17 protein-coding genes and 1 tRNA gene are annotated in these 18991 nt (G+C 74.4%); 9 read left to right on the forward strand and 9 right to left on the reverse strand.

The window, feature by feature from the left end:
- Window positions 1-58 precede the first annotated feature (58 nt).
- Window positions 59-1144 carry a hypothetical protein gene (locus tag QC029_RS00910; RefSeq protein ID WP_279553312.1) on the forward strand — a complete coding sequence of 362 codons (1086 nt, stop codon included), beginning with the start codon at window positions 59-61 and terminating at the stop codon, window positions 1142-1144.
- Between the two features lie 111 nt (window positions 1145-1255).
- Here QC029_RS00910 and QC029_RS00915 read toward each other — a convergent pair whose 3' ends face one another.
- The 3 genes from QC029_RS00915 to QC029_RS00925 form a co-directional block, all read right to left on the reverse strand.
- A complete protein-coding gene (locus QC029_RS00915; RefSeq protein WP_279553313.1) occupies window positions 1256-2707 on the reverse strand; it encodes a DEAD/DEAH box helicase in 1452 nt (483 codons plus the stop codon).
- Window positions 2708-3057: 350 nt separating this feature from the next.
- Window positions 3058-3261, reverse strand: coding sequence for a cold-shock protein (locus tag QC029_RS00920; protein WP_006604579.1), 204 nt, complete (start codon window positions 3259-3261; stop codon window positions 3058-3060).
- A gap of 1039 nt (window positions 3262-4300) precedes the next feature.
- On the reverse strand, window positions 4301-5122 hold the full coding sequence (locus tag QC029_RS00925) for a DMT family transporter (RefSeq protein ID WP_336621552.1): 822 nt from the start codon (window positions 5120-5122) through the stop codon (window positions 4301-4303).
- Window positions 5123-5195: 73 nt separating this feature from the next.
- Between QC029_RS00925 and QC029_RS00930 the strand changes: the two genes are divergently transcribed.
- Window positions 5196-6677 (forward strand): PLP-dependent aminotransferase family protein, encoded by a 1482-nt coding sequence (locus QC029_RS00930; RefSeq protein WP_279553316.1) that lies wholly within the window; start codon window positions 5196-5198, stop codon window positions 6675-6677.
- A 271-nt stretch (window positions 6678-6948) separates the two neighbouring features.
- On the opposite strand, the gene QC029_RS00935 is transcribed toward QC029_RS00930, so the two are convergent.
- The 3 genes from QC029_RS00935 to QC029_RS00945 form a co-directional block, all read right to left on the reverse strand.
- Window positions 6949-7022: transfer RNA gene (locus tag QC029_RS00935), tRNA-Met, on the reverse strand.
- A 257-nt stretch (window positions 7023-7279) separates the two neighbouring features.
- Window positions 7280-8035 carry a hypothetical protein gene (locus tag QC029_RS00940; protein WP_279553317.1) on the reverse strand — a complete coding sequence of 252 codons (756 nt, stop codon included), beginning with the start codon at window positions 8033-8035 and terminating at the stop codon, window positions 7280-7282.
- A 590-nt stretch (window positions 8036-8625) separates the two neighbouring features.
- Window positions 8626-9573 (reverse strand): MIP/aquaporin family protein, encoded by a 948-nt coding sequence (locus QC029_RS00945; protein ID WP_279553318.1) that lies wholly within the window; start codon window positions 9571-9573, stop codon window positions 8626-8628.
- Between the two features lie 438 nt (window positions 9574-10011).
- On the opposite strand from QC029_RS00945, the gene QC029_RS31040 reads away from it, so the two are divergent.
- Window positions 10012-10506: a hypothetical protein gene (locus tag QC029_RS31040; protein ID WP_336621551.1), complete on the forward strand. Its 495-nt coding sequence runs from the start codon at window positions 10012-10014 to the stop codon at window positions 10504-10506.
- A gap of 305 nt (window positions 10507-10811) precedes the next feature.
- Here the strand turns inward: QC029_RS31040 and QC029_RS00955 are convergent, their stop codons facing one another.
- The gene (locus tag QC029_RS00955; protein WP_279553319.1) at window positions 10812-11504 is read right to left on the reverse strand and encodes a hypothetical protein; all 693 of its coding nucleotides are present in this window, start codon (window positions 11502-11504) and stop codon (window positions 10812-10814) included.
- Window positions 11505-11769: 265 nt separating this feature from the next.
- On the opposite strand from QC029_RS00955, the gene QC029_RS00960 reads away from it, so the two are divergent.
- Together QC029_RS00960 and QC029_RS00965 are read left to right on the forward strand one after the other, a co-directional pair.
- Entirely contained in the window at window positions 11770-12213 is a 444-nt protein-coding gene (locus QC029_RS00960) for an anti-sigma regulatory factor (RefSeq protein ID WP_279553321.1), read from the forward strand.
- 118 nt (window positions 12214-12331) lie between these two features.
- Window positions 12332-13060: a class I SAM-dependent methyltransferase gene (locus QC029_RS00965; RefSeq protein ID WP_279553353.1), complete on the forward strand. Its 729-nt coding sequence runs from the start codon at window positions 12332-12334 to the stop codon at window positions 13058-13060.
- A gap of 68 nt (window positions 13061-13128) precedes the next feature.
- Here QC029_RS00965 and QC029_RS00970 read toward each other — a convergent pair whose 3' ends face one another.
- Window positions 13129-14991 carry a chitinase gene (locus tag QC029_RS00970; RefSeq protein WP_279553322.1) on the reverse strand — a complete coding sequence of 621 codons (1863 nt, stop codon included), beginning with the start codon at window positions 14989-14991 and terminating at the stop codon, window positions 13129-13131.
- Window positions 14992-15236: 245 nt separating this feature from the next.
- Here QC029_RS00970 and QC029_RS00975 point away from each other — a divergent pair, with 245 nt between their 5' ends.
- From QC029_RS00975 to QC029_RS00985, 3 genes are read left to right on the forward strand one after another with little or no spacing between them, the layout of a single operon-like run.
- Window positions 15237-15671: a GntR family transcriptional regulator gene (locus tag QC029_RS00975; RefSeq protein WP_279553323.1), complete on the forward strand. Its 435-nt coding sequence runs from the start codon at window positions 15237-15239 to the stop codon at window positions 15669-15671.
- Window positions 15672-15684: 13 nt separating this feature from the next.
- Window positions 15685-16656, forward strand: coding sequence for an ABC transporter ATP-binding protein (locus tag QC029_RS00980; protein WP_279553354.1), 972 nt, complete (start codon window positions 15685-15687; stop codon window positions 16654-16656).
- Window positions 16657-16661: 5 nt separating this feature from the next.
- Entirely contained in the window at window positions 16662-17678 is a 1017-nt protein-coding gene (locus QC029_RS00985) for an ABC transporter (RefSeq protein WP_279553355.1), read from the forward strand.
- 53 nt (window positions 17679-17731) lie between these two features.
- Here the strand turns inward: QC029_RS00985 and QC029_RS00990 are convergent, their stop codons facing one another.
- Window positions 17732-18391 carry a BPL-N domain-containing protein gene (locus QC029_RS00990; RefSeq protein WP_279553325.1) on the reverse strand — a complete coding sequence of 220 codons (660 nt, stop codon included), beginning with the start codon at window positions 18389-18391 and terminating at the stop codon, window positions 17732-17734.
- A gap of 376 nt (window positions 18392-18767) precedes the next feature.
- On the opposite strand from QC029_RS00990, the gene QC029_RS00995 reads away from it, so the two are divergent.
- Complete coding sequence (locus tag QC029_RS00995; protein ID WP_279553326.1) at window positions 18768-18923, forward strand: DUF6131 family protein; 156 nt, start codon at window positions 18768-18770, stop codon at window positions 18921-18923.
- Window positions 18924-18991 lie beyond the last annotated feature (68 nt).

An 18991-nucleotide genomic window follows, 5' to 3' on the forward strand; every position in this document is an offset into this window, starting at 1 on the left:
TTGGCCGCCGGTCGCCGGGTGGGGGATGATCCGGCTGTCCGGGCGGTGGGGAGGACGTATGGCCGTGTTCGCGTGCGCGCGGTGCGGCGCCGTGCTGACCGCCCCCGTGTCGCAGGTCGCGCTTCCCGTTCACGCCCACCAGCGGTACCGGCACGAACTGCTCCCCGCGCTGATGGAGCCGGGGACGTACGCGGTCGATCCGGAGCCCTTCGGCCCGCCGTGGCGGCTGTGGAGCGGGATCGGGGCGGAGGAGGCGGAGGAGCGCGGCGTGTTCGCACCGGTCGACGCCCTGTCCTGCGGCGAGCCGGGAGCGGTCGTCGTCGCACCGGGCGACGTGCGCGGCACCGTCCTGATCCCGGAGCGGTGCGGCGGCTACTGCATCGGGCCGGACGGGAGGGACGGCCCGAACCTGGCGTGCGCGCGGTGCGGCCTGCCCGCGGCGACCCGCATCGACGACTGCTCGTCGTGGCAGGCGGTGTGGCTCGCCCCGAACGCCGTGCGCCGCCTCCCGGCCGACGAACCGGCTCCTCGGACGGACGACACGGACGACTGGGACGACTGGGACGACTGGGACGTGCTGCCGGGGGAGTGGGAGGCCACGCCGCCGGTCGAGCCGTCAGGAGCGTGGAGCCCGCGGTGGGAGGCGGCGGTCGGGGCGGCGCTGGCGCATCTGCTGGCCGCCTCGGCGGGCGGACCCGTGGCCGTTCCCGGCGGTCTCGCCGCGGACACGTTCGGCCGCGCGCTCGGCGCGCTGCTCCCGCCGGGACCGTCGGCCAGGCAGGCGGCCCCGGCCGGACCGGGCCTGCCCGCCTGCGGCCCCGCGGCCGACATCGCCCTGGTTCCGCGGCACCCCCGGACGGGACGGGTGTGGCAGCCGTCCGGCGCCGTGGACACCGTGCCGCTGGCCGCCGACGTGTGGGCGTGCCTGGCCTTCCGTCAGGTCCGCCCGCCGGTCCCCGCGACGCGCGGACTGCCCGACGGCGTTCTGCGCGACGATCCGCCGCCGCCGCACCCGTGGGAGCCGTTCCGGCCCGACTCCGGGGTGTTCCTCGCCACGCTGGCACGGCTGCCCGCCGTCCGCCGGCCATGGCTGCGCGGGATCTACGACCGGGTGAGGGACCACCCGTACGAGCGCCCGTTCTGACCGCCCGTTCCAGGGGCCGCCCCCGGCCGGCCATGTGCGCGGTGGTGGTGCGCCGGGAACGCCCCGGACCGTGGCGGGTCCGGGGCGTCCGGCGTCTGCGGCCGGGCGTCGTCAGCGTCCGCGGTTCCGGCGGCGGCGCGACGGGGCCCCGCCGCGCCTGGCGTGCTCCTGTACCGGTGCGGTGATGGTCACGGGGACGCCGGAGGGCGCCTGCGCGCCGGTGATGCGGCTCAGTTCGGCCTCTCCGGAGCGGACGCGGGCGGTGTGCGGGACGATGCCGGCGCAGGCCATCAGACGGTCCATGGCACGCCGCTGGTCGGGGGTGACCAGGGTGACGACGCTGCCGGACTCGCCGGCCCGCGCGGTACGGCCGCCGCGGTGCAGGTAGTCCTTGTGGTCGCCGGGCGGGTCGACGTTGACCACCAGGTCGAGGTTGTCGACGTGGATGCCGCGGGCGGCGACGTTGGTGGCCACCAGCACGGTGACGTGGCCGTCCTTGAACTGGGTGAGGGTGCGGGTGCGCTCGGGCTGGGACTTGCCGCCGTGCAGTGCGGCGGCGCGCACACCACTGCTCAGCAGGTGCCTGGTGAGCCGGTCCACGGCGTGCTTGGTGTCCAGGAACATGATCACCCGGCCGTCGCGGGCCGCGATCTCGGTGGTGACGGCGTGCTTGTCGGCGCCGTGGACGTGCAGGGTGTGGTGCTCCATGGTGGTGACCGCACCCGCCGAGGGGTCGACGGAGTGGACCACCGGGTCGTTCAGGTAGCGGCGGACCAGGAGGTCGACGTTGCGGTCCAGGGTGGCCGAGAACAGCATCCGCTGCCCCTCGGGGCGCACCTGGTCGAGCAGCGCGGTGACCTGGGGCATGAAGCCCATGTCGGCCATCTGGTCGGCCTCGTCCAGCACGGTGGCCCCGACCTGGTCCAGATGGCAGTCGCCCCGCTCGATGAGGTCCTTGAGCCGTCCCGGGGTGGCGACCACCACCTCGGCCCCGGAGCGCAGCGCGCCGGCCTGCCGCCCGATGGACACGCCGCCGACCACGGTGACCGTCCGCAGGGACAGCGAGCGGGCGTACGGGGTGAGCGCGTCGGTGACCTGCTGGGCCAGCTCGCGGGTGGGCACGAGGACCAGGGCCAGCGGCCGGCGCGGCCTGGCGCGCTGCCCGGCGGTGCGGGCGAGCAGGGCCAGCCCGAACGCGAGGGTCTTGCCCGACCCGGTGCGGCCCCGGCCCAGGACGTCCCGGCCGGCCAGCGAGTTCGGCAGGGTGGCCGCCTGGATCGGGAACGGCTCGTTCATGCCCAGGTCGGTGAGCGTCCTCAGCAGCGCGGCCGGCATGTCCAGTTCGGCGAACGTGGCCGCCGCGGGCAGGGCGGGCGTGACGGTGACCGGCGGCGCGAACTCGCCCTGGAGCGAGGCGGGCCGGCGTCCGTGGCCGCCGGAGCGGCCGCGGACGTCCGGGCGGCCGGGAGCCCGCGAGCGGAATCCGCCGCTCCTGCCCGAACCGGCGGAGGTGCTTTTCGCGGTGAAGGAGCGGCGGTCGTTCGTACGGGTGGCGCGGTTCATGCGGAACCTCCTCGAAACGGCGCGTGTCGAGGATTCCCCTGGCTGAAACGAGCGGGCGGGAAAACGCAGGAACGTGCCGGTGGAAAACGGAAATGAAGTCCGGACGGCCCGGAATGGGCCACGGGAGCCGGGGGCCGGGAGTCGCGGAACGGCGGGGCCGCCCGGACCCGTTCGGGACGACGGGGGCCGGCCCGGGGTCCGGGGCGCGGCCCGCCGTGGAACCCGCGCGGCTTCGCGCCCCGGCAGGGTGCGGAAGTCGGCTCGGCGCACCGGGCCGGGGCCGGGAAAGGCGAAGAGCCGGGGCCCGCACCCCGAAGGATGCGGGCCCCGGCTCTCGAACGCGCCAGGCGTCAGGCGGGAACGATGTTCTCGGCCTGCGGGCCCTTCTGGCCCTGCGTGACGTCGAAGCTCACCTTCTGGCCTTCCTGAAGCTCACGGAAGCCCTGGGCGGCGATGTTGGAGTAGTGGGCGAAGACGTCGGCGCCGCCGCCGTCCTGCTCGATGAAGCCGAAGCCCTTTTCGCTGTTGAACCACTTCACGGTGCCAGTAGCCATGTCTGTCTCCTTTGACGGGGCAGTTTCCGGGACCGCACTGCGCGGCCCCCGAGTCGCCGCGATGATTGCCCCGTCCGGAAAAAGCACCGGAAACAAGAAAGCGCACCCACCGCACAGGATGGCGGTGAGGGCACTTGTAAGTCTTTGGGAACCACAACTGCAACTGAGATCGACACTAGCACGGGGAGAGCGGCGGTGGGCGGAAGGCTTTTCGGCCTCCTCCCGCCGCGCCGCGGAGATCTCGCGGAGCTTTTGGATTTTTTCTCCTCCCGCGACAGCAGATATCCGTCTCCGCGGACGGGAACGCCCCTGTGCGGAGAGGGCGGCCCCCACCGTGCCCGGGTGCGTCGCCCGGGCCCTTCGGCCAGGGGTCGGCCGACCGGCGCGGCTCCTGGCCGGGCCGCATCGTCGTCCTCGAGCGGGCCGTCCCGGTCGGCGAGTTCGCGGGCACCCGGCGATGCGCGGCCGGCAGCGGGAGGAGCGGCGGCGCCCGTCCCCGGACCGCGGAGGGGTGACGGGTCCGGCCTCGCCGACGGCCCGCGGGAGGGCGGCGCCGGGCATCTCCGCGGCGCGGTCCGTGGCGCAGGCGGGGGAGCCGTCGCCGAGGCTGTCGGTGGTGCTCGGCCGGTCCTCCCGGGACACCCGTACCCCTCGCCCTGTCGGGCACTCTGCGGGCCCCGGCACCACCGGCCGCCGCCCACGACGGGGGTCCCGGCTTCGGTGCCTGCCGGTATCTCGTGCGAACACAGTAGGTTTTCCGGTTCCGGGAGAACAGGACTGCGTCAGGGGCGCCGAGGCCCTCCCGCGCATGGTGGTTCCCGGGATCCCGGCGGGGAAGGACCGGGCGTCGCGGATGTGACGTAGGGCACGGTCCCGTGTGCCCGGCGCGGGAGGCGCACGGGGCCGGGAGCGGACTGCTCCGCCCACCCGTGGAGCCCGTCGTCCGCCCGGTGTTCGAGGCCCCGCTCCGGTGGGAGCCGCCGGCGGGGGTGCCGGCGGGGGATGTTGCGGAGCGCCCGCGACTCGTCGCCCGCGCGCGTCAGTGGCGGACGCGTTGGGTGGCCGCGATGCAGCACAGGACCACCAGGGCGGTGAGAGGGGCCAGGGGAGGGAGCCGCTCGCCCATGAGGAAGACCGACCAGACGAGCGTGATGAGGGGTTGGGCCAGCTGGATCTGACTCGCCCTGGGAACACCGATGACGCCCATCCCCCGGTACCACAGGACGAAGCCGCCGAACTGGGACACGGCGGCGATGTAGACCAGGCCGACGACTGCCCCGGCGGTCGGGTGGGCCGGTTCCCGGGGCAGGGCGAGGACCGTGACGAGCGCGGAGAAGGGCAGGGCGGCGACGACGCCCCAGGCGATGACCTGCCAGCCGGGCAGGTGGGAGGCGAGCCGTCCTCCCTGGGCGTATCCGGCGGCGCACACCAGCAGGGCGCCGAAGAGGTACGCGTCACCGAGGGTGGGCAGCCCGCCGCTCTGCCGGAGCGCGAAGGAGACGACGGCGACGGCGCCCAGCACGGCCGCCGCCCAGAAGGCCCGAGGGGGCCGCCGGCCGGTGATCGCGGCCGAGGCCACGGCGGTCGCCAGGGGGAGGACGCCGATGACGACGGCCGAATGCGCGGTCGTGGAGACCTGGAGGGCGAGCGTGGTCAGCAGGGGGAAGCCGATGACGCATCCACCGGCAACCGTCAGCAGGCCCGGCCAGTGCCTGCGTTCGGGCACGGGTACGCGGGCCGCCGCGAGGCAGACCGCCGCCAGGAGACCGGCCAGGAGGCCCCGTGCGCCGGTCGCCGTCCACGGACCGAAGCCGTCCAGGGCCCACACCGTGGCCGGGAAGCTGAAGGAGAAGGACACGATCGCGAGCACCGCGAGCAGGGTGCCGCTGCCCGCCGCTACTGTCGCCGGATGGGTAGCGCTATCTTGTACCGTCATGCAGGAGCGTAGCAGTGTCGCTCAGTTGGTGACGGCCTTGCGGAACGACCTGGAGCGCTACTCCGAAGGGGAGAAGCTGCCCTCCAGCCGGGAGCTGGTGAACCGGTACCGGGTGAGTCCGGTGACGGTGTCCCGGGCCGTCTCCGCCCTCGCCGCGGAGGGCCTCGTCGTCACCAGGCCCGGGACCGGTGTCTTCCGCTCGGCTCCCCGCCGCACCCCGGGCGCACCGGGCGACGTCTCCTGGCAGGACGTGGCCCTCAGCGCGGACGCGTCCCCGGTGGCCGTCGACGCGAGCACATGGAGCGCCGGCGCCGACGGGGTGCTGGCGACGCTCACCGCTCCACCGCCCGAAGTCATCGACCTCAACGGCGGATACCCGCACGCGACCCTGCAACCCGAATCCGCCCTGGCGGCGGCCCTGGCACGCGCCGGCCGCAGGCCCGGCGCCTGGTCCCGGCCCCCCGTCGAGGGGATCGCCGAGCTCAGGCACTGGTTCGCCCGCGACGTCGGCGGACCGAACGGCCGTCTGAGCGCCTCCGACGTGCTGATCACCGCCGGGGGCCAGAGCGCGCTCACCACCGCCCTGCGGGCCCTCGCCTCACCCGGCGCGCCCGTCCTCGTCGAATCCCCCACCTACCCCGGCGTCCTCGCCGTGGCCCGCGCCGCGGGCCTGCGCCCCGTCCCCGTCCCGGTCGATGCCGACGGTGTCCGCACCGACCTGCTCGCCGAGGCTTTCCGGGCCACCCGGGCCCGGGTCTTCGTCTGCCAGCCGCTGTTCCAGAACCCCACCGGTGCCGTACTCCCCCCGCAGCGGCGGCAGGAGGTGCTGCGGATCGCCCGGGCGAACAACGCCTTCGTCCTCGAGGACGACTTCGCCCGCCGCCTGGCCCACGCCGACACTCCGCGGCTGCCGCCGCCGCTCGCCGCGGAGGACCCGGACGGGGTCGTCGTCCACGTACGTTCACTGACCAAGGCGACCTCGCCCAGTCTGCGGATCGGCGCCCTCACCGCACGCGGGCCCGTCTACGAACGCCTGCGGGCCATCCAGGTGGTCGACAGCCTCTTCGTCCCCCGCCCCCTGCAGGAGACCGCGCTCGAACTCGTCGGCTCCCCGGCCTGGTCCCGCCACCTGCGCACCCTCGCAGCCGCCCTGCGCGACCGCCGGACCGCCGCCCTGGCCGCCCTGCGCGAAGTCCTTCCCCACCTCGTCCCCGATCGGTGCCCCCGCGGCGGCTACCACCTGTGGCTGCGGCTTCCCGACGGCACCGACGAGAACGCCGTCGTCACCGCGGCCCTGCGCGCCGGCGTGGCGGTCACCCCCGGCAGCCCCTACTTCGCGGCCGAGCCCCCCGGACCCCGTCTGCGCCTGAGCTATGTGAGCACCCCCGGTACCGGGCAGATCGGAGAGGGCGTCCACCGGCTCCACCGGGCCTGCCCCCGACTCGGCGACGCCCCGGGAGGGGCGGGAGACCGTCGATGACGCTGAGGGGCCGCGGCCCAGGCGCCGGACGCGTACGCCGAGCAGGCCCGTGCCGCCCGACACGGCCGAGACTCCCGTGGGGCGGGCCCGCTCTCCCGTGCACCGCGTAGGACGACGGGCGGTCTCCGTCCGGAGCCGGCGCGGGACACGACGGGAGCACCCGCTTCGCGCCACACTCCCGGCCGGCCACATCTCCCCGCGTGCCGCACGCACTTCCGGGGAGCGAACAGATCAGGCCCGGCGCAGAATGCGCCGGGCCTGACCCTTCCAGTAGCGGGGACAGGATTTGAACCTGCGACCTCTGGGTTATGAGCCCAGCGAGCTACCGAGCTGCTCCACCCCGCGGCGGTTCCTGAACTCTACGACACATCACGGCGTTCAGCGAAACGGGCCGGCGCGGAGGCGTGGATCCCGGGCCGCGTCGACGCCGAACGCCCCGCACCCGGTGGGGCCCGCCACCGTGTCCTCGGCCACGGCGCCGACGGACAGGTCCCGGACCCGGTGGTCGGCCCGGCCGCCGCGCCCGAGAGGCCGGGAGGGGGCTCGCGGTCCGCGCACAGCAGGCCGGCGGCCACCCCGAGGGAGGCGTGACGGCGGTGTTCCTACGCGTCCGCCGTGGCCGGCTCCGCCGTCTGCGGCGCCTCGGTCCCCTCGGTGTCCGGGGCCGCGGTCGCCGACGGCTGCGAGGAGGTGTAGTAGACGCTGCTGCCCTGCTTGGAGCGTTCGGCGGCACTGGTCGCCACCAGCTTCTCCAGGGCGTTGCGCACCAGTTGGACGGTCAGGGTGCGCTCGGGGTGGGCGGCCTGCAACTCCTTGGTGATCTCCGCGGCCGACCGGGGCTCGCCGTGGTGCTCCAGAGCCTCCCGGGCCAGCTCGCGCAGTGACGGCCCCGCGGGCTTCCGCCCCGCCGTCTTCGCGGCGGTCTTCCCGGCGGCGGCCTTCTTCGCGGGGCTCTTCCGGGCGGACTTGCGCCCACCGGACTTGGCGGCGGTCCTCCCGGCGGTGGTCTTCCCGGCGGTGGTCTTCCCGGTGGCGGCCGGCTTGCCGACCGTCTCCTCCTGCCGCGGCTGCGGGACGGCCGTCTCCTCCACCGGGACCGGGGCGGAGGCGGAACCGCCGTCCCCGTCCGCGCTGCCGTCCCCGTCCGCGCCGCCGTCCTCCGCGCCCTGGTGGGCCCCGGTCGCCGAGGCGGTCTCCTGCCGCATCTCGGACAACCACCGCTCGTCCGCCCGCAGTTGCTCCAGCCGTGCCCGGAGCCTGGTGATCTGCTCGTCGATCTCCCGCTGTTCGGCGCGGTTGTTCTCCAGATCGGCGGCGAAACGCTGCGCGTACACACTCTGGATGCACTCATCGGCCATGACGGCTCACGCTCCTTGTAGGGGGGTGTTGTTGCCGGATGCTACTCGCCAATGTGGCCGAAAGCCGCCTCCTCGTCGATACGCGACACGGCCGACACCGCACCGACACCCGTACCCCGGCCCGGCCTCCGCGTCGCGCGACACCTTCCGCCTCCGCCTGAGGCGCCGGTGCGGGAGCGGTGACGCGGGTGGTGCCACGCCACGGCCTCCGGTCCCTCATCGAGAAGGCGGTCCCTCTCCTGGAACGTGTCACCTGTTGCGTCGCCGCGTCGCCGTGTCGCGCGTCAGGCGATCCGTTCGACGGCCACGCCTCCGTTCCCGTCGCTGTCCCCGTGCTGGAGGACACCGTCGTGGGAGAACACCGACGCGGTCGGCTGCCGGAGCGGACCAGGCCGGGGGGCAGCACACCCGGTATGCGTCACCACCTCGGCGGGTCGGTCAGTCGGTCAGGCGGCCCGCCGGGAAGGCGTCGGGCGGCGCGGTCGTCGCGCGGCGTACGTCCTCGACCCGTTCGGCCGGGCGGTCTCCCGGACCGCCTCCGGCACCGGGGCGGGAGCACGGCGTCCGCCGGCCCCGCGGGCTTCCCGCGGTCACTCCTTGTCGGTCGACGTCTGGGGGCGGGTCCGGCCGACCTCCGGCGCCGCCTCCTCCTGCGCGCGGATGTGCAGGACGTCGCCGACGAGCAGGTCGTAGACCAGCACGCCGATGACGCCACCGACGAGCGGTCCGATGATGGGGATCCAGAAGTAGTTGCTGAAGACCCCGTCCAGGGTTCCCGGCATCGCGAGTTCCTGCCAGCCCGCCGCCCACGCGAACAGGCGCGGGCCGAGATCACGGGCCGGGTTGATGGCGTACCCGGCGTTCGCGCCGAAGGACATGCCGATGGCGGCCACGGCGAGCCCCACCAGCAGCGGTCCGAGGTTCGCCTTGACACCGGTGTTCCGCATGTCGATGAGCGCCACGACGAAGACGACCAGGAAGGCGGTGCCGACGATCTGGTCCACCAGGGGCCCCCAGACACCGCCCTGGAAGTACGGGGCGGGGAAGGTGCCGAAGATGGAGAAGGACGCCAGGGTGTGCCCGTTGGTCTTCGGGCCCGGCATGGCGTCGTCGAAGGTGCTGATCGCCTCGTGGTAGACGCCGTACACGAGTGCCGCCCCGGCGAAGGCCCCGATCACCTGCGAGACCACGTACGGGAGGACCTTGGCCCAGGGGAACCCGCGGCGCACCGCGAAGGCCAGGGTCACCGCCGGGTTGATGTGCGCTCCGCTGACCCCTCCGGCCACGTACACGCCGAAGACGACGGCCATGCCCCAGCCCCAGGTGATCAGCAGCCAGTCCCCGGCGCCGAGGAAGAACGTGGTGGGTCCCTCGGTGCGCCCCGATCCGGGCAGCGCCGCGACCGCCATGGCCACCACGCCGCACCCGAAGCAGATGAGGACGAACGTCCCGAGGAACTCCGCCATGCATTCGCCCCACAGGCCTCCTCGGCGCCGGAGCCGGGACGGCTTCACCAGGGGCGGGATCTCTACGGCCATACTGGTCCCCTCGAGTGGTCCGGAACGGTCTCGGCGCGCACCGCGACCGGGGTGGTACCGGTATGCCTACCGCGTATTCCCGCCGGTACGGGCCGATGCCACCCGTCCGGCCCCGGCCGTCCGGGGCACGCCGTGGACCCCCGCCCCCGCCCCGCCCGTCGCGGAGCCGGGCCCGGACCCGGGCCCGGGCGAACCGGCACGGAGCCGCGGGGTGACATCCGGGACCGCCCCGGCGCCCGCCGGCCCGCGCTCACCGCCGTCGGCCCGTGCGAGGACCTCAGTCCCGGAAGAACGTGACGAGGCTCGGCGCGAGCCTCCTGGGCGCCATCACCACGGCACCGTGGCCGAGACCGTCGAGCGTGCGCTGGTCGGCGGCGGGCAGCACCCGGGTGAGCCGCCTGCGCGGCGCGCCGGAAACCCGCGGGGCTCCTTCCGCCGGTGAGGACGAGCGCCCGCGCGGTCGCGGCCGACCACACATCGGCCGCCAGGGGCCTGCCCCGCCGGGTGTCGTCCATCACGGCGATGTCGTGGGGCAGCGCGTGGGCCATCGCCGTGAGCTTCGGCCGCACGCCGGGCACCAGCCGCATCGACGCGACGACGAAGCCCGGCACGCCCCGGGCCCTGGTCGTGAAGTGCCTGACCGCGTCGCCGCGCCGGCCCGAGGCGATCAGTGCGTCGACGTGCTGTGCGAAGTCCCCGGGCGGACCGAAGCCGTCGGCCTCGTCGACCACGAACGGCGGCTCGTGGAGCGCCGGTCGCCGGACGTCCGGTCCGGACGCGGCGGCGCGCAGGGCGAGCACGGCTCCGGAGGAATTGCCGAACACCGAGGCCGACCCGCCGGCGCGGTCGATGAGCGCCGCGATGTCCTCGATCCCGCGCTCGACCGCGTACTCCGTGCCGTCGCCGCTGGCTCCGCGGCCGCGGCGGTCGTAGTTGATGACCGTGAAGTGGCGGGACAGCAGACCGGAGGGCTCGGCGGTGTCGGATCGGTCGGCCGGCGCCGAGGACACCGGGATCACCGCCGGTCCGGTGCCGGACCGCTCGAACGCGATCCCGGTGCCGTCGCGCGAGACGACCGTCGAGTCCGCGGGGGTCGCCTTCTCGCTGTTCTTGGGCGTGTTCCTCATCCCCGGTCCGCCGGGTGGCTCGTGCCGCCGGAGGGAGGACCGCGGCCCGGCGGAGAAGTCATCGGTGCGGCACGGCCCGCGGCGGGCACTCGGCGGGCGGCGGTGCGGCCGTCACGGTCCGTCCGGCCTCCGGCCCTCCGGCTGCCGCCGTCCGGTTCCGTGCGATTCGAGGAAGTAGGCGCCGACGCTGCCCGCGAGGGTGGCGAAGACGGCGACGGAGTAGACCGCCAGGACGACCTCCAGGACCTGTGAGAAGCCGTCGGAGCGGCCGAGCGGTTCTCCGGTGACGGTGGCCAGCGCGGCCGCGTGCAGGGCCGCTCCCAGGGACCGGTAGGTGCCGAACTCGTACAGCAGCTCTCCCGAGCCCAGGACGGTGATGGCCGAGGCGGCCGCCAGCCAGCCGATCCGGCCGCCGAGCACGCGGCGTGCGGAGCGCGAGGAGCGCACCACGGAGGAGAGCACCCGGCCGGTGCGCAGCATCCGCACCGAGTGCGCCAGCCGCAGCACCCGCAGGAAGGGCAGCAGCAGGAAGAGGGCCTGCCACCAGTTGCGGCGCCAGAAGGCACCGGTGTCGGGGGCGATGACCAGACGGCCGAGGAACTCCGCGGCGAACACCGCCCACAGCAGCCACCCGGCCACGGCCAGGGCCGTGGCCAGCGCGCTGCCGGGGCGGGCCAGCCGCTCGCCGAGGACCACCAGGAGGAACAGCACGCCCAGCGCGCTCATCACCGGAGTCGCGCGGTCCAGCAGCTCCTGGGCCAGCCGCTCGCGCTCGGACCGGGAGCGGGAAGACAGAGCAGACACACCCCCGGCCCTACCCGCTGCCGGGGCGGGCAGTCGTCCGGTGAGGGCCGCGCGGACAGGGCATGCCGGCACCCGCCGCACGGGGCGGTGCGGCGGTCCGGGGAGACCGCTTTGCCGCTCCCCGGACCACCGGCGGGACACCTCCGCTGACGGAAGACCGCCGCATCGGAGTAACGCGGGCCCGTCGGGGTATACGGTGCCCGGTCCTGCAAACGGCTGTCCCGCAGGGCCGCACGGGGACAAGAGCGGCGAGAAAAGAGTGAGCATGAAGACGGTCGAGGGCACGGTGCCGAACCAGCGGGCACAGCAGCCATCGTTGGCACGGGCCAGCGCCGCCTACGACGCGGGCACGGAGATGATCCCGGCCGCCCGGGACTTCGTGTCCGGCTACCTCGCCCGCGCCCAGGCCGAGCACGGTCTGCCGGTCACCACGAAGGCGGTGCAGATCGCCCAGCTCGTGGTGAGCGAGCTGGTCACCAACGTCACCAAGTACGCCCCCGGCCCGTGCCTGCTCGACGCGGAGATCGTCGGCGACGACCTCCAGGTCACCGTCTGGGACACCGAGGCCGCCATGCCCGGCCTCGCCGCCCCCGACGCCGAGCGGGTGGGCCGGCACGGCATGGAGATCGTCCTCACCCTGTGCCGCCGCTTCGAGATCAGCCGGCACGCCGGAGGCAAGCGGATCCGCGTCTGCATCGCCCTCGACTGACCCCCGGGAACGGGTCCGGAACCCGTCGGGACGGCCCCCTCCCGCCGTGCCCGGCCGGGGCGTGGAGGGCGCGGTGGGACGGACGCCCGCGGCGCGTCCTCCGGACGGGACGGACGGGTTGATCGACTACGACGACGAGGTCCGGGGCTACGACGCCTCCCGGGGCGGCGAACCGAGAGCGCGGGCGGCCGCGGAGGCGCTGGAGCGGCTGCTGCCGCAAGGGCGCCGCACCGTGGTGGACGTCGCCTGCGGCACGGGCATCGTGACCAGGCTGCTGCTGCGTCCCCACCGGACGGTGCTGGGCGTCGACCGCTCGTCCGGGATGCTGAGGCCGGCGGCGGACCGGGTGCCGGGCGGCGTCGTACGCGGGGACGCGACCCGGCTGCCCCTCGCGTCGGGCAGCGTGGACGCCGTGGTGATCGTCCGGCTGCTGCACCTGCTGCCGGACCCCGTGCCCGTCCTGGCCGAGGCGAGCCGGGTGCTGCGACCGGGCGGGACGCTGATCACCACCGTCGACAAGGACGACGCCTACTTCGTCCCGGACGGCGACGTCGCCCGCGTCACGGCGGAGCCGCGCCGCCGGTACGCGCCGCGCGTGTCCGATCACTCCCGCCGTGTGCTCCGGTGGGCGGCGGGGGAGGGGCTGGAAGGCGCGGGCGAGACGGTGTTCCCCGGCGCCGGTCAGGGCCGCAGCCCGCGCACCTGGCAGGAAGTGATCCGGAAGGGACGCATCCCCTGGGCCGGCCCGGACCGGGCGGCCGAGGTGTGCAAACGGCTCGCGGCTCTGCCGGACCAGGACGCCGCGCGCCCGGGCCCGCTCTACCGCCTCGTCGCCCTGAGGCGCTGAGGCGCGCCGCACCGGCCCGGGCCCGCCGACGCGGGGCCCGGGCCGGTGCGCGGGGGCGCCTCCGCCGTTCACGGCCCGAAGTAGCCCTCGAAGTTCCGCGCGAACTCCCAGCCGCCGTACCGGTCCCAGTTGATCGACCACGTCATCAGGCCCCGCAGGTCCGGCCAGGTGCCGTGTGTCCGGTAGGTGCCGCAGTTCGTGCCCTTGGTGAGGCAGTCCAGGGCCTTGGCGACCTCGCCGGGGCTGGTGTGCCCGCCTCCGGCGTGGCTGCTCGCGGGCAGGCCGATCGCCACCTGCGAGGGCTTCAGCGGCGGGAAGACGTCGTTCGGGTCGCCCGCGACGGGGAAGCCCGTCAGCAGCATGTCGGTCATCGCGATGTGGAAGTCGGCGCTTCCCATGGTGTGGTACCGGCCGTCCAGTCCCATGATCGGGCCGGAGTTGTAGTTCTGGACGTGCAGCAGCGTCAGGTCGTCGCGCAGGGCGTGGATGACCGGCAGGTACGCCCCGGCGCGGGGGTCCTGGCCGCCCCAGCGTCCCGAGCCGTAGTACTGGTGGCCCAGCTGGACGAAGAAGGTCTCGGGGGCCATGGTGAGGGTGAAGTCCTCGCCGTACCGGGCCTTGAGGGTCTTCAGCGCCGAGATCAGGTTGACGATGACCGGGCTCCTGGGGTTCCTGAAGTCGGTGTCGCCGTCGTCCAGGGACAGGGAGTGGCCTTCGAAGTCGATGTCGAGGCCGTCGAGTCCGTACTCGTCGATGATGGCCCCGACCGAGCGGACGAAGGCGTCGCGCGCGGCCGTGGTGGTGAGGCGCACCTGGCCGTTCTGGCCCCCGATGGAGATCTGGACCTTCTTGCCGGCCGCCTGCTTGGCCCTGATCGCCTGCTTGAACTCCTCCTCCGTCTCCACGTTCGGGCACTCGCTCGGCGGGCAGAGCGCGAAGCGGATGTCGCCGGAGGTGGTGGAGGTGGGCTCGCCGAAGGCGAGGTTGACGACGTCCCAGGAGTCGGGAACGTCGGCCATGCGCGTGTAGCCGGAGCCGTTGGCGAAGCTGGCGTGGAGGTAGCCGACGAGGGCGTGGCGGGGCAGGCCGTCTCCGGGTCCTCCGCCGCTGTCGCGGCCGGTGGTGGCGGTGACGGGGGCGGACTTCGCGGACTCGCCGGCGCCGTTGACGGCGCTGACGCGGAACTCGTAGGAGGTGGAGGCCGTCAGTCCCGTGACGGTGGCCGAGGTGCCCTGGACCGACAGCGCCTTCTGCCCGTTGCGGTAGACGTGGTAGCCGGTGGCGCCCGTCACGGCGTTCCAGTTGAGGGTGACGGAGGTGGCGGTGGTGGCGGCGACGGCGAGTCCGCCGGGTGCGGCCGGGGCCTCGGGCTCGGGGTCGGGTTCGCCCGGGTCGCCGGGGCCGGTGAGGAGGACGTCGTCGACGTGGTAGGCGCTCTGGCCGTACCAGCCGTGGGTGTGGACGGTGACCGAGGTGGTGGTGGGGCCGGTGGTGAAGGAGGTCCGCAGCTGCTGCCAGCCCGAGGTGCCCGGGGTCCAGGTGGAGACGTCGGTGGTGCCGGTCCCGCTCGCGCCGAGGTAGACGTAGGAGCCCTGTACCCAGGCGCTGAGCTGGTAGGCCGAGTTCGGTTTCACGGTCACGGTCTGGGAGCACTTGGCGTGGTCGCTGCCGGCGGGGGTCGCCTTCAGCGCCGCGGCGCCGCCGTGCACCGGGGAGGAGACGACCGTGCCGCTGCCCGCCGAGCAGGTCCAGCCGCCCAGCCCGGACTCGAACCCGGCGTTCCTCACCAGGTTCGGCTCCGCGGCGTGCGCGTCGCGGCCGTCGAGCGCGGTGGCGCCGCCGGCGAGGAGGACGGCGCACGCCACGGAGGCGAGTCCTGTGCGGGTGCGGAGCTGTCTCGCTCCGCTGACCTGTGCGGAGGTGCGGTCCATGGCTGTCTCCGTACGTGGGGGGCGGCGGTGGGGGTGGGGCGCGTGCGGGGCGGCGCGGTGGCACCGCGCCGCCCCGGAAGGTTGGTCCAGACCAATGAGGTTGTCAAGGGTTCCGGCGCCGGCCGTCCGGCTTGACGGCCGCCGCCCCGGCCGGAACGCGGGAAGTCGGCCCGTTTGACAGGCCGTCGGTCGGCCTACATCATCATTCCACTAATGTATTAGCTAAAGGGTGGTGAGACGCGGTCGTGGAGTTCCGCATCGACAGACGGAGCGGGATCGCCGCCTACCAGCAGATCGTCCAGCAGACCAAGCAGGCCCTGCGGTTGGGCGTCCTGGTGCCGGGGGACCGGCTGCCCACCGCCAAGGAGGTCGCCGAGACCTGCGCGGTGAACCCGAACACCACGCTCAAGGCCTACCGGGAGCTGGAACGCGAAGGCCTGGTCGAACCACGGCCCGGCCTGGGCACCTTCGTGCGCCGGTCGCTGGCCCGCCCCCAGGCGGGCGCCGACTCACCGCTGCGCGGGGAGCTGGAGGCGTGGATGGCGCGGGCGCGCGAGGCGGGTCTGGAACGGGAGGACGTGGCCGCGCTGGTCGCGTCGGTCCTGGAGGAGCGGTACGCCGGGACCACGGCGGCCGCCGTGACAGCGGAGAGTTCGACCACGAGGGGCAGGGGTGACTGATTCCATGGACGGCATGGACGCCGGGGGACCGGCGGAGGAGTCGGCGATAGAGGCGTACGGGGTGGGCAGGAGGTACCGGCGGGGCTGGGCCCTGCGGGACTGCTCGTTCCGGCTGCCGGCCGGCCGGATCTGCGGGCTGGTGGGCCCCAACGGGGCGGGAAAGACGACGCTGATGGCGATCGCAGCCCATCTGCTCGAGCCGACGGAGGGCACCCTCAAGGTGTTCGGCGCGGCACCGGAGTCCGCGGAGGCCGGGCGGCGCACCTCGTTCCTCGCCCAGGAGAAGCCGCTGTTCCGCCGCTTCACCGTGGCCGAGACGCTGCGCCTGGGCCGCGAGCTGAACCCCGGATGGGACCAGCGGGCCGCCGAGGACATCGTCCGCGCGGGCGATGTGCCCATGGACGCGAGGATCGGCACCCTCTCCGGCGGGCAGCGCACCCGGGTGGCCTTCGCCCTCGCCTTCGGCAAACGCCCGGACCTGCTGCTGCTCGACGAGCCGATGTCCGACCTCGACCCCCTGGTGCGCCACGAGCTCATGGGCACGCTGATGGCCGAGGCCGCCGAACACGGCACCACCGTGCTGATGTCCTCCCACATGCTCACCGAGCTGGAGAACGTCTGCGACTTCCTCCTCCTCATCTCCTCGGGCGGCCTGCGCATGGCCGGTGACGTGGACGAACTCCGCAGTGCCCACGTGCTGTTGCGCGGTGCCCGGAGCGGCGGGGGCGAGGGGCGGGACCAGGGCGTCCCGGCGGAACTCGCCGCCCACACCGTCGTCGAGTGCCGCACCAGCGGTCGCCAGGTCACCGCGCTCGTCCGTCCCGACGGCCCGGTCGCAGGCCAGTGGGAGGCCGACTCCCCGAACCTGGAGGAACTCCTGCTCGCCTATCTGCGCTCTCCCGACGCACCGCCCCTCATCAGCCCCGAAGCCCGGGTGCCGGGCCGGCGTCCGAGCACCGGCGACTCGCGGGCGGTGGCGGCGTGAGCACCATGACCAAGGCCGCGGCCACCGGGGCCGGCAGGCCCACCGCGTCCCCCGCGCCGGCCGCCCGCGGCCCCCGTCTCAGCGGCGTGACCTGGCTCGTCTGGCGGCAGCACCGGGCCGCCTACTGGACCCTCCTGGCCGCCACCGTCCTCTCCGCGGCGTGGATCGCCTACCGGCGCACCGGTCTGGTGGACCACCTCACGGCCGGCGGCTGGCCCCACGCGGCGTCCGAGCGGTGGCTCGAGGGCATCGAACCGCACGCCGCCGCGTTCCAGGCGGTCACCCTGGGCCTGGGCTTCGTCCCCATCCTGCTGGGCGTCTTCCTCGGTGCTCCGCTGCTCGCCGGCGACCTGGAGAACGGCACCGCCAAACTCGTCACCTCCCAGTCCGTCAGCCGCGTCCGGTGGCTGGCCACCAAGCTCGGGATCACCGCCCTGGTGGTCGTCGTGTGCACGGCGGCGCTCTCCGTCGCCTTCGGCTGGTGGTGGGAACCGGTCAGGGAGGAGGTCACCGTCCTGGAGTGGACCTCCGGCGCCGCCTTCGACAACACCGGCCCCGTGCCCGTCGCGCTCGCCCTGTTCACCGTCGTGGGCGGCGTGACGATCGGCATGCTCGTGCGCCGCACCCTGCTCGCCATGGTCGTCACCTTCGGCTTCGCCGTCGCCGTCCAGCTGGTGTGGGCCCACCTCAGGCTGGACCTCGGCCGGGTCGTCACGGTCACCACCGACCAGGGCGTCGGCGAGGACGCGTTCCCGGACATCCCCCATGCCGCGTACCAGATCGACCAGTCGTACGTCACGGGCTCCGGGGAGACCCTCGGCTGGAGCACCTGCGCGAACGAGGCGTCGGAGAAGGCCCACGACGCCTGCCTGAAGGAGGCCGACGTCGTGGGCTGGTCGGTGGAGTACCTGCCGATCTCGCAGATGGGCGGCATGCAGTGGCTCGGCGCCTCGGTCCTGTTCGCCCTGACCGCCGCCGTCGCGGTGTTCGTCTTCCTGTGGGGCCGCAAGCGCCTCGTCTGACGTCCGCGAGCCGGGCCCGCCCCCAGCGCCGGGGCGGCCCGGAAGGCCCGGACTCAGAGCGGGCCCAGCGTGGTCCGCAGGAGGTCGTGGCCCAGGTCCGCGCCGGTCCGGGCCGGAACGGGCAGGCCCTCGTCGTCGTACCACTGCCGGTCGGCCTCGGGATGCGGCCCCACGACGCCGACGCGGCCGGAGCCGTAGCGGGCGACGAGCGCGGCACACGCGCCGCCGTCGGCGTCCTCGTAGGTGGCGAGCACGTGGTCGCGGGCGCGCGGGGTGAAGCAGGGCCCGTCCTGGAAGTACAGGTGCCGGCGCTCGCCCCGCCAGGTGACCGCCGTGACCGTGTCCCGGCTGTCGCGGACGGCGGCGCGGGGCTGGACGATGTACTGGTCGACCTGGCCGGACAGCAGCCCGAACCCGGGGTCGCGGCCGGCTAGGTAACCGCCCAGGCAGATGCCCAGGTACCTGCCGCCCCCGTGGACGTAGGCGCGGATGTCGTCGGCATGGCGCCGCATGGCACCCCACGCCCGCTCCAGGTCGCCACCGCCGGGCTGGACGTACAGCGCGCAGCCGGCGAGCGAGGCCGCGGTGAGCGGCACTTCCTCGTCCGGGCCGCAGAACACGGCCCGCAACGGCCCCGGCGCGCTCCGCACCAGCTCCGCCGCGGCTTCGGGGCAACCGGGGACCGACTCGGGTCCCCGGTACACGAGAGCCACCGGACGGCCGCCTCCCGGCGCGGGGCGCCGTCCGCCCGTTTCCGCCGGGGCGCAGCCGGACACGGGCCATGCCGCCGCCGGGATCACCGCCGCCGCGGCCAGCAGCCTCCGTCTGTCCACCGCTCCCCCTCAACGCCCGCGGGACCACCGCGGAGAGGGTACGTCAGGGGGAGGCGAGGCCTCCCTCACCCCTGCCCCCTCGGAAAGCACCGGCCCGCTGCGTCCGCGACCTAGGCCCCGGACCCCGACGGCCGCCGTCGGCGGGGACGCCACCCGTCCGCGCTTCCCGGAGGAGCCTCTTGGCCAAGAGGGACAAATCTGTTCTTGGCGGGATTTTGGATACATAATGAATGAGCACTACTCCGTAGGAGATGTCATGATCATCCTCGGCGTCATTCTGCTCGCCATCGGCCTCATCGCCGACATATCGATCCTGTGGACCATCGGGGTCGTCCTCCTGGTGATCGGCGCCATCCTGTGGCTCCTGGGCACCACGGGACACGCCGTGGCCGGACACCGGCACTTCTGGTGACCTCCTCGCGCGGCCGGCTGGAGGGGTCGCGGCGGACACCGCGACCGGGCATCCGGCCGCGCCGGAGG

The sequence above is a fragment of the Streptomyces sp. DH37 genome, assembly GCF_029813835.1.
GTDB lineage: Bacteria > Actinomycetota > Actinomycetes > Streptomycetales > Streptomycetaceae > Streptomyces.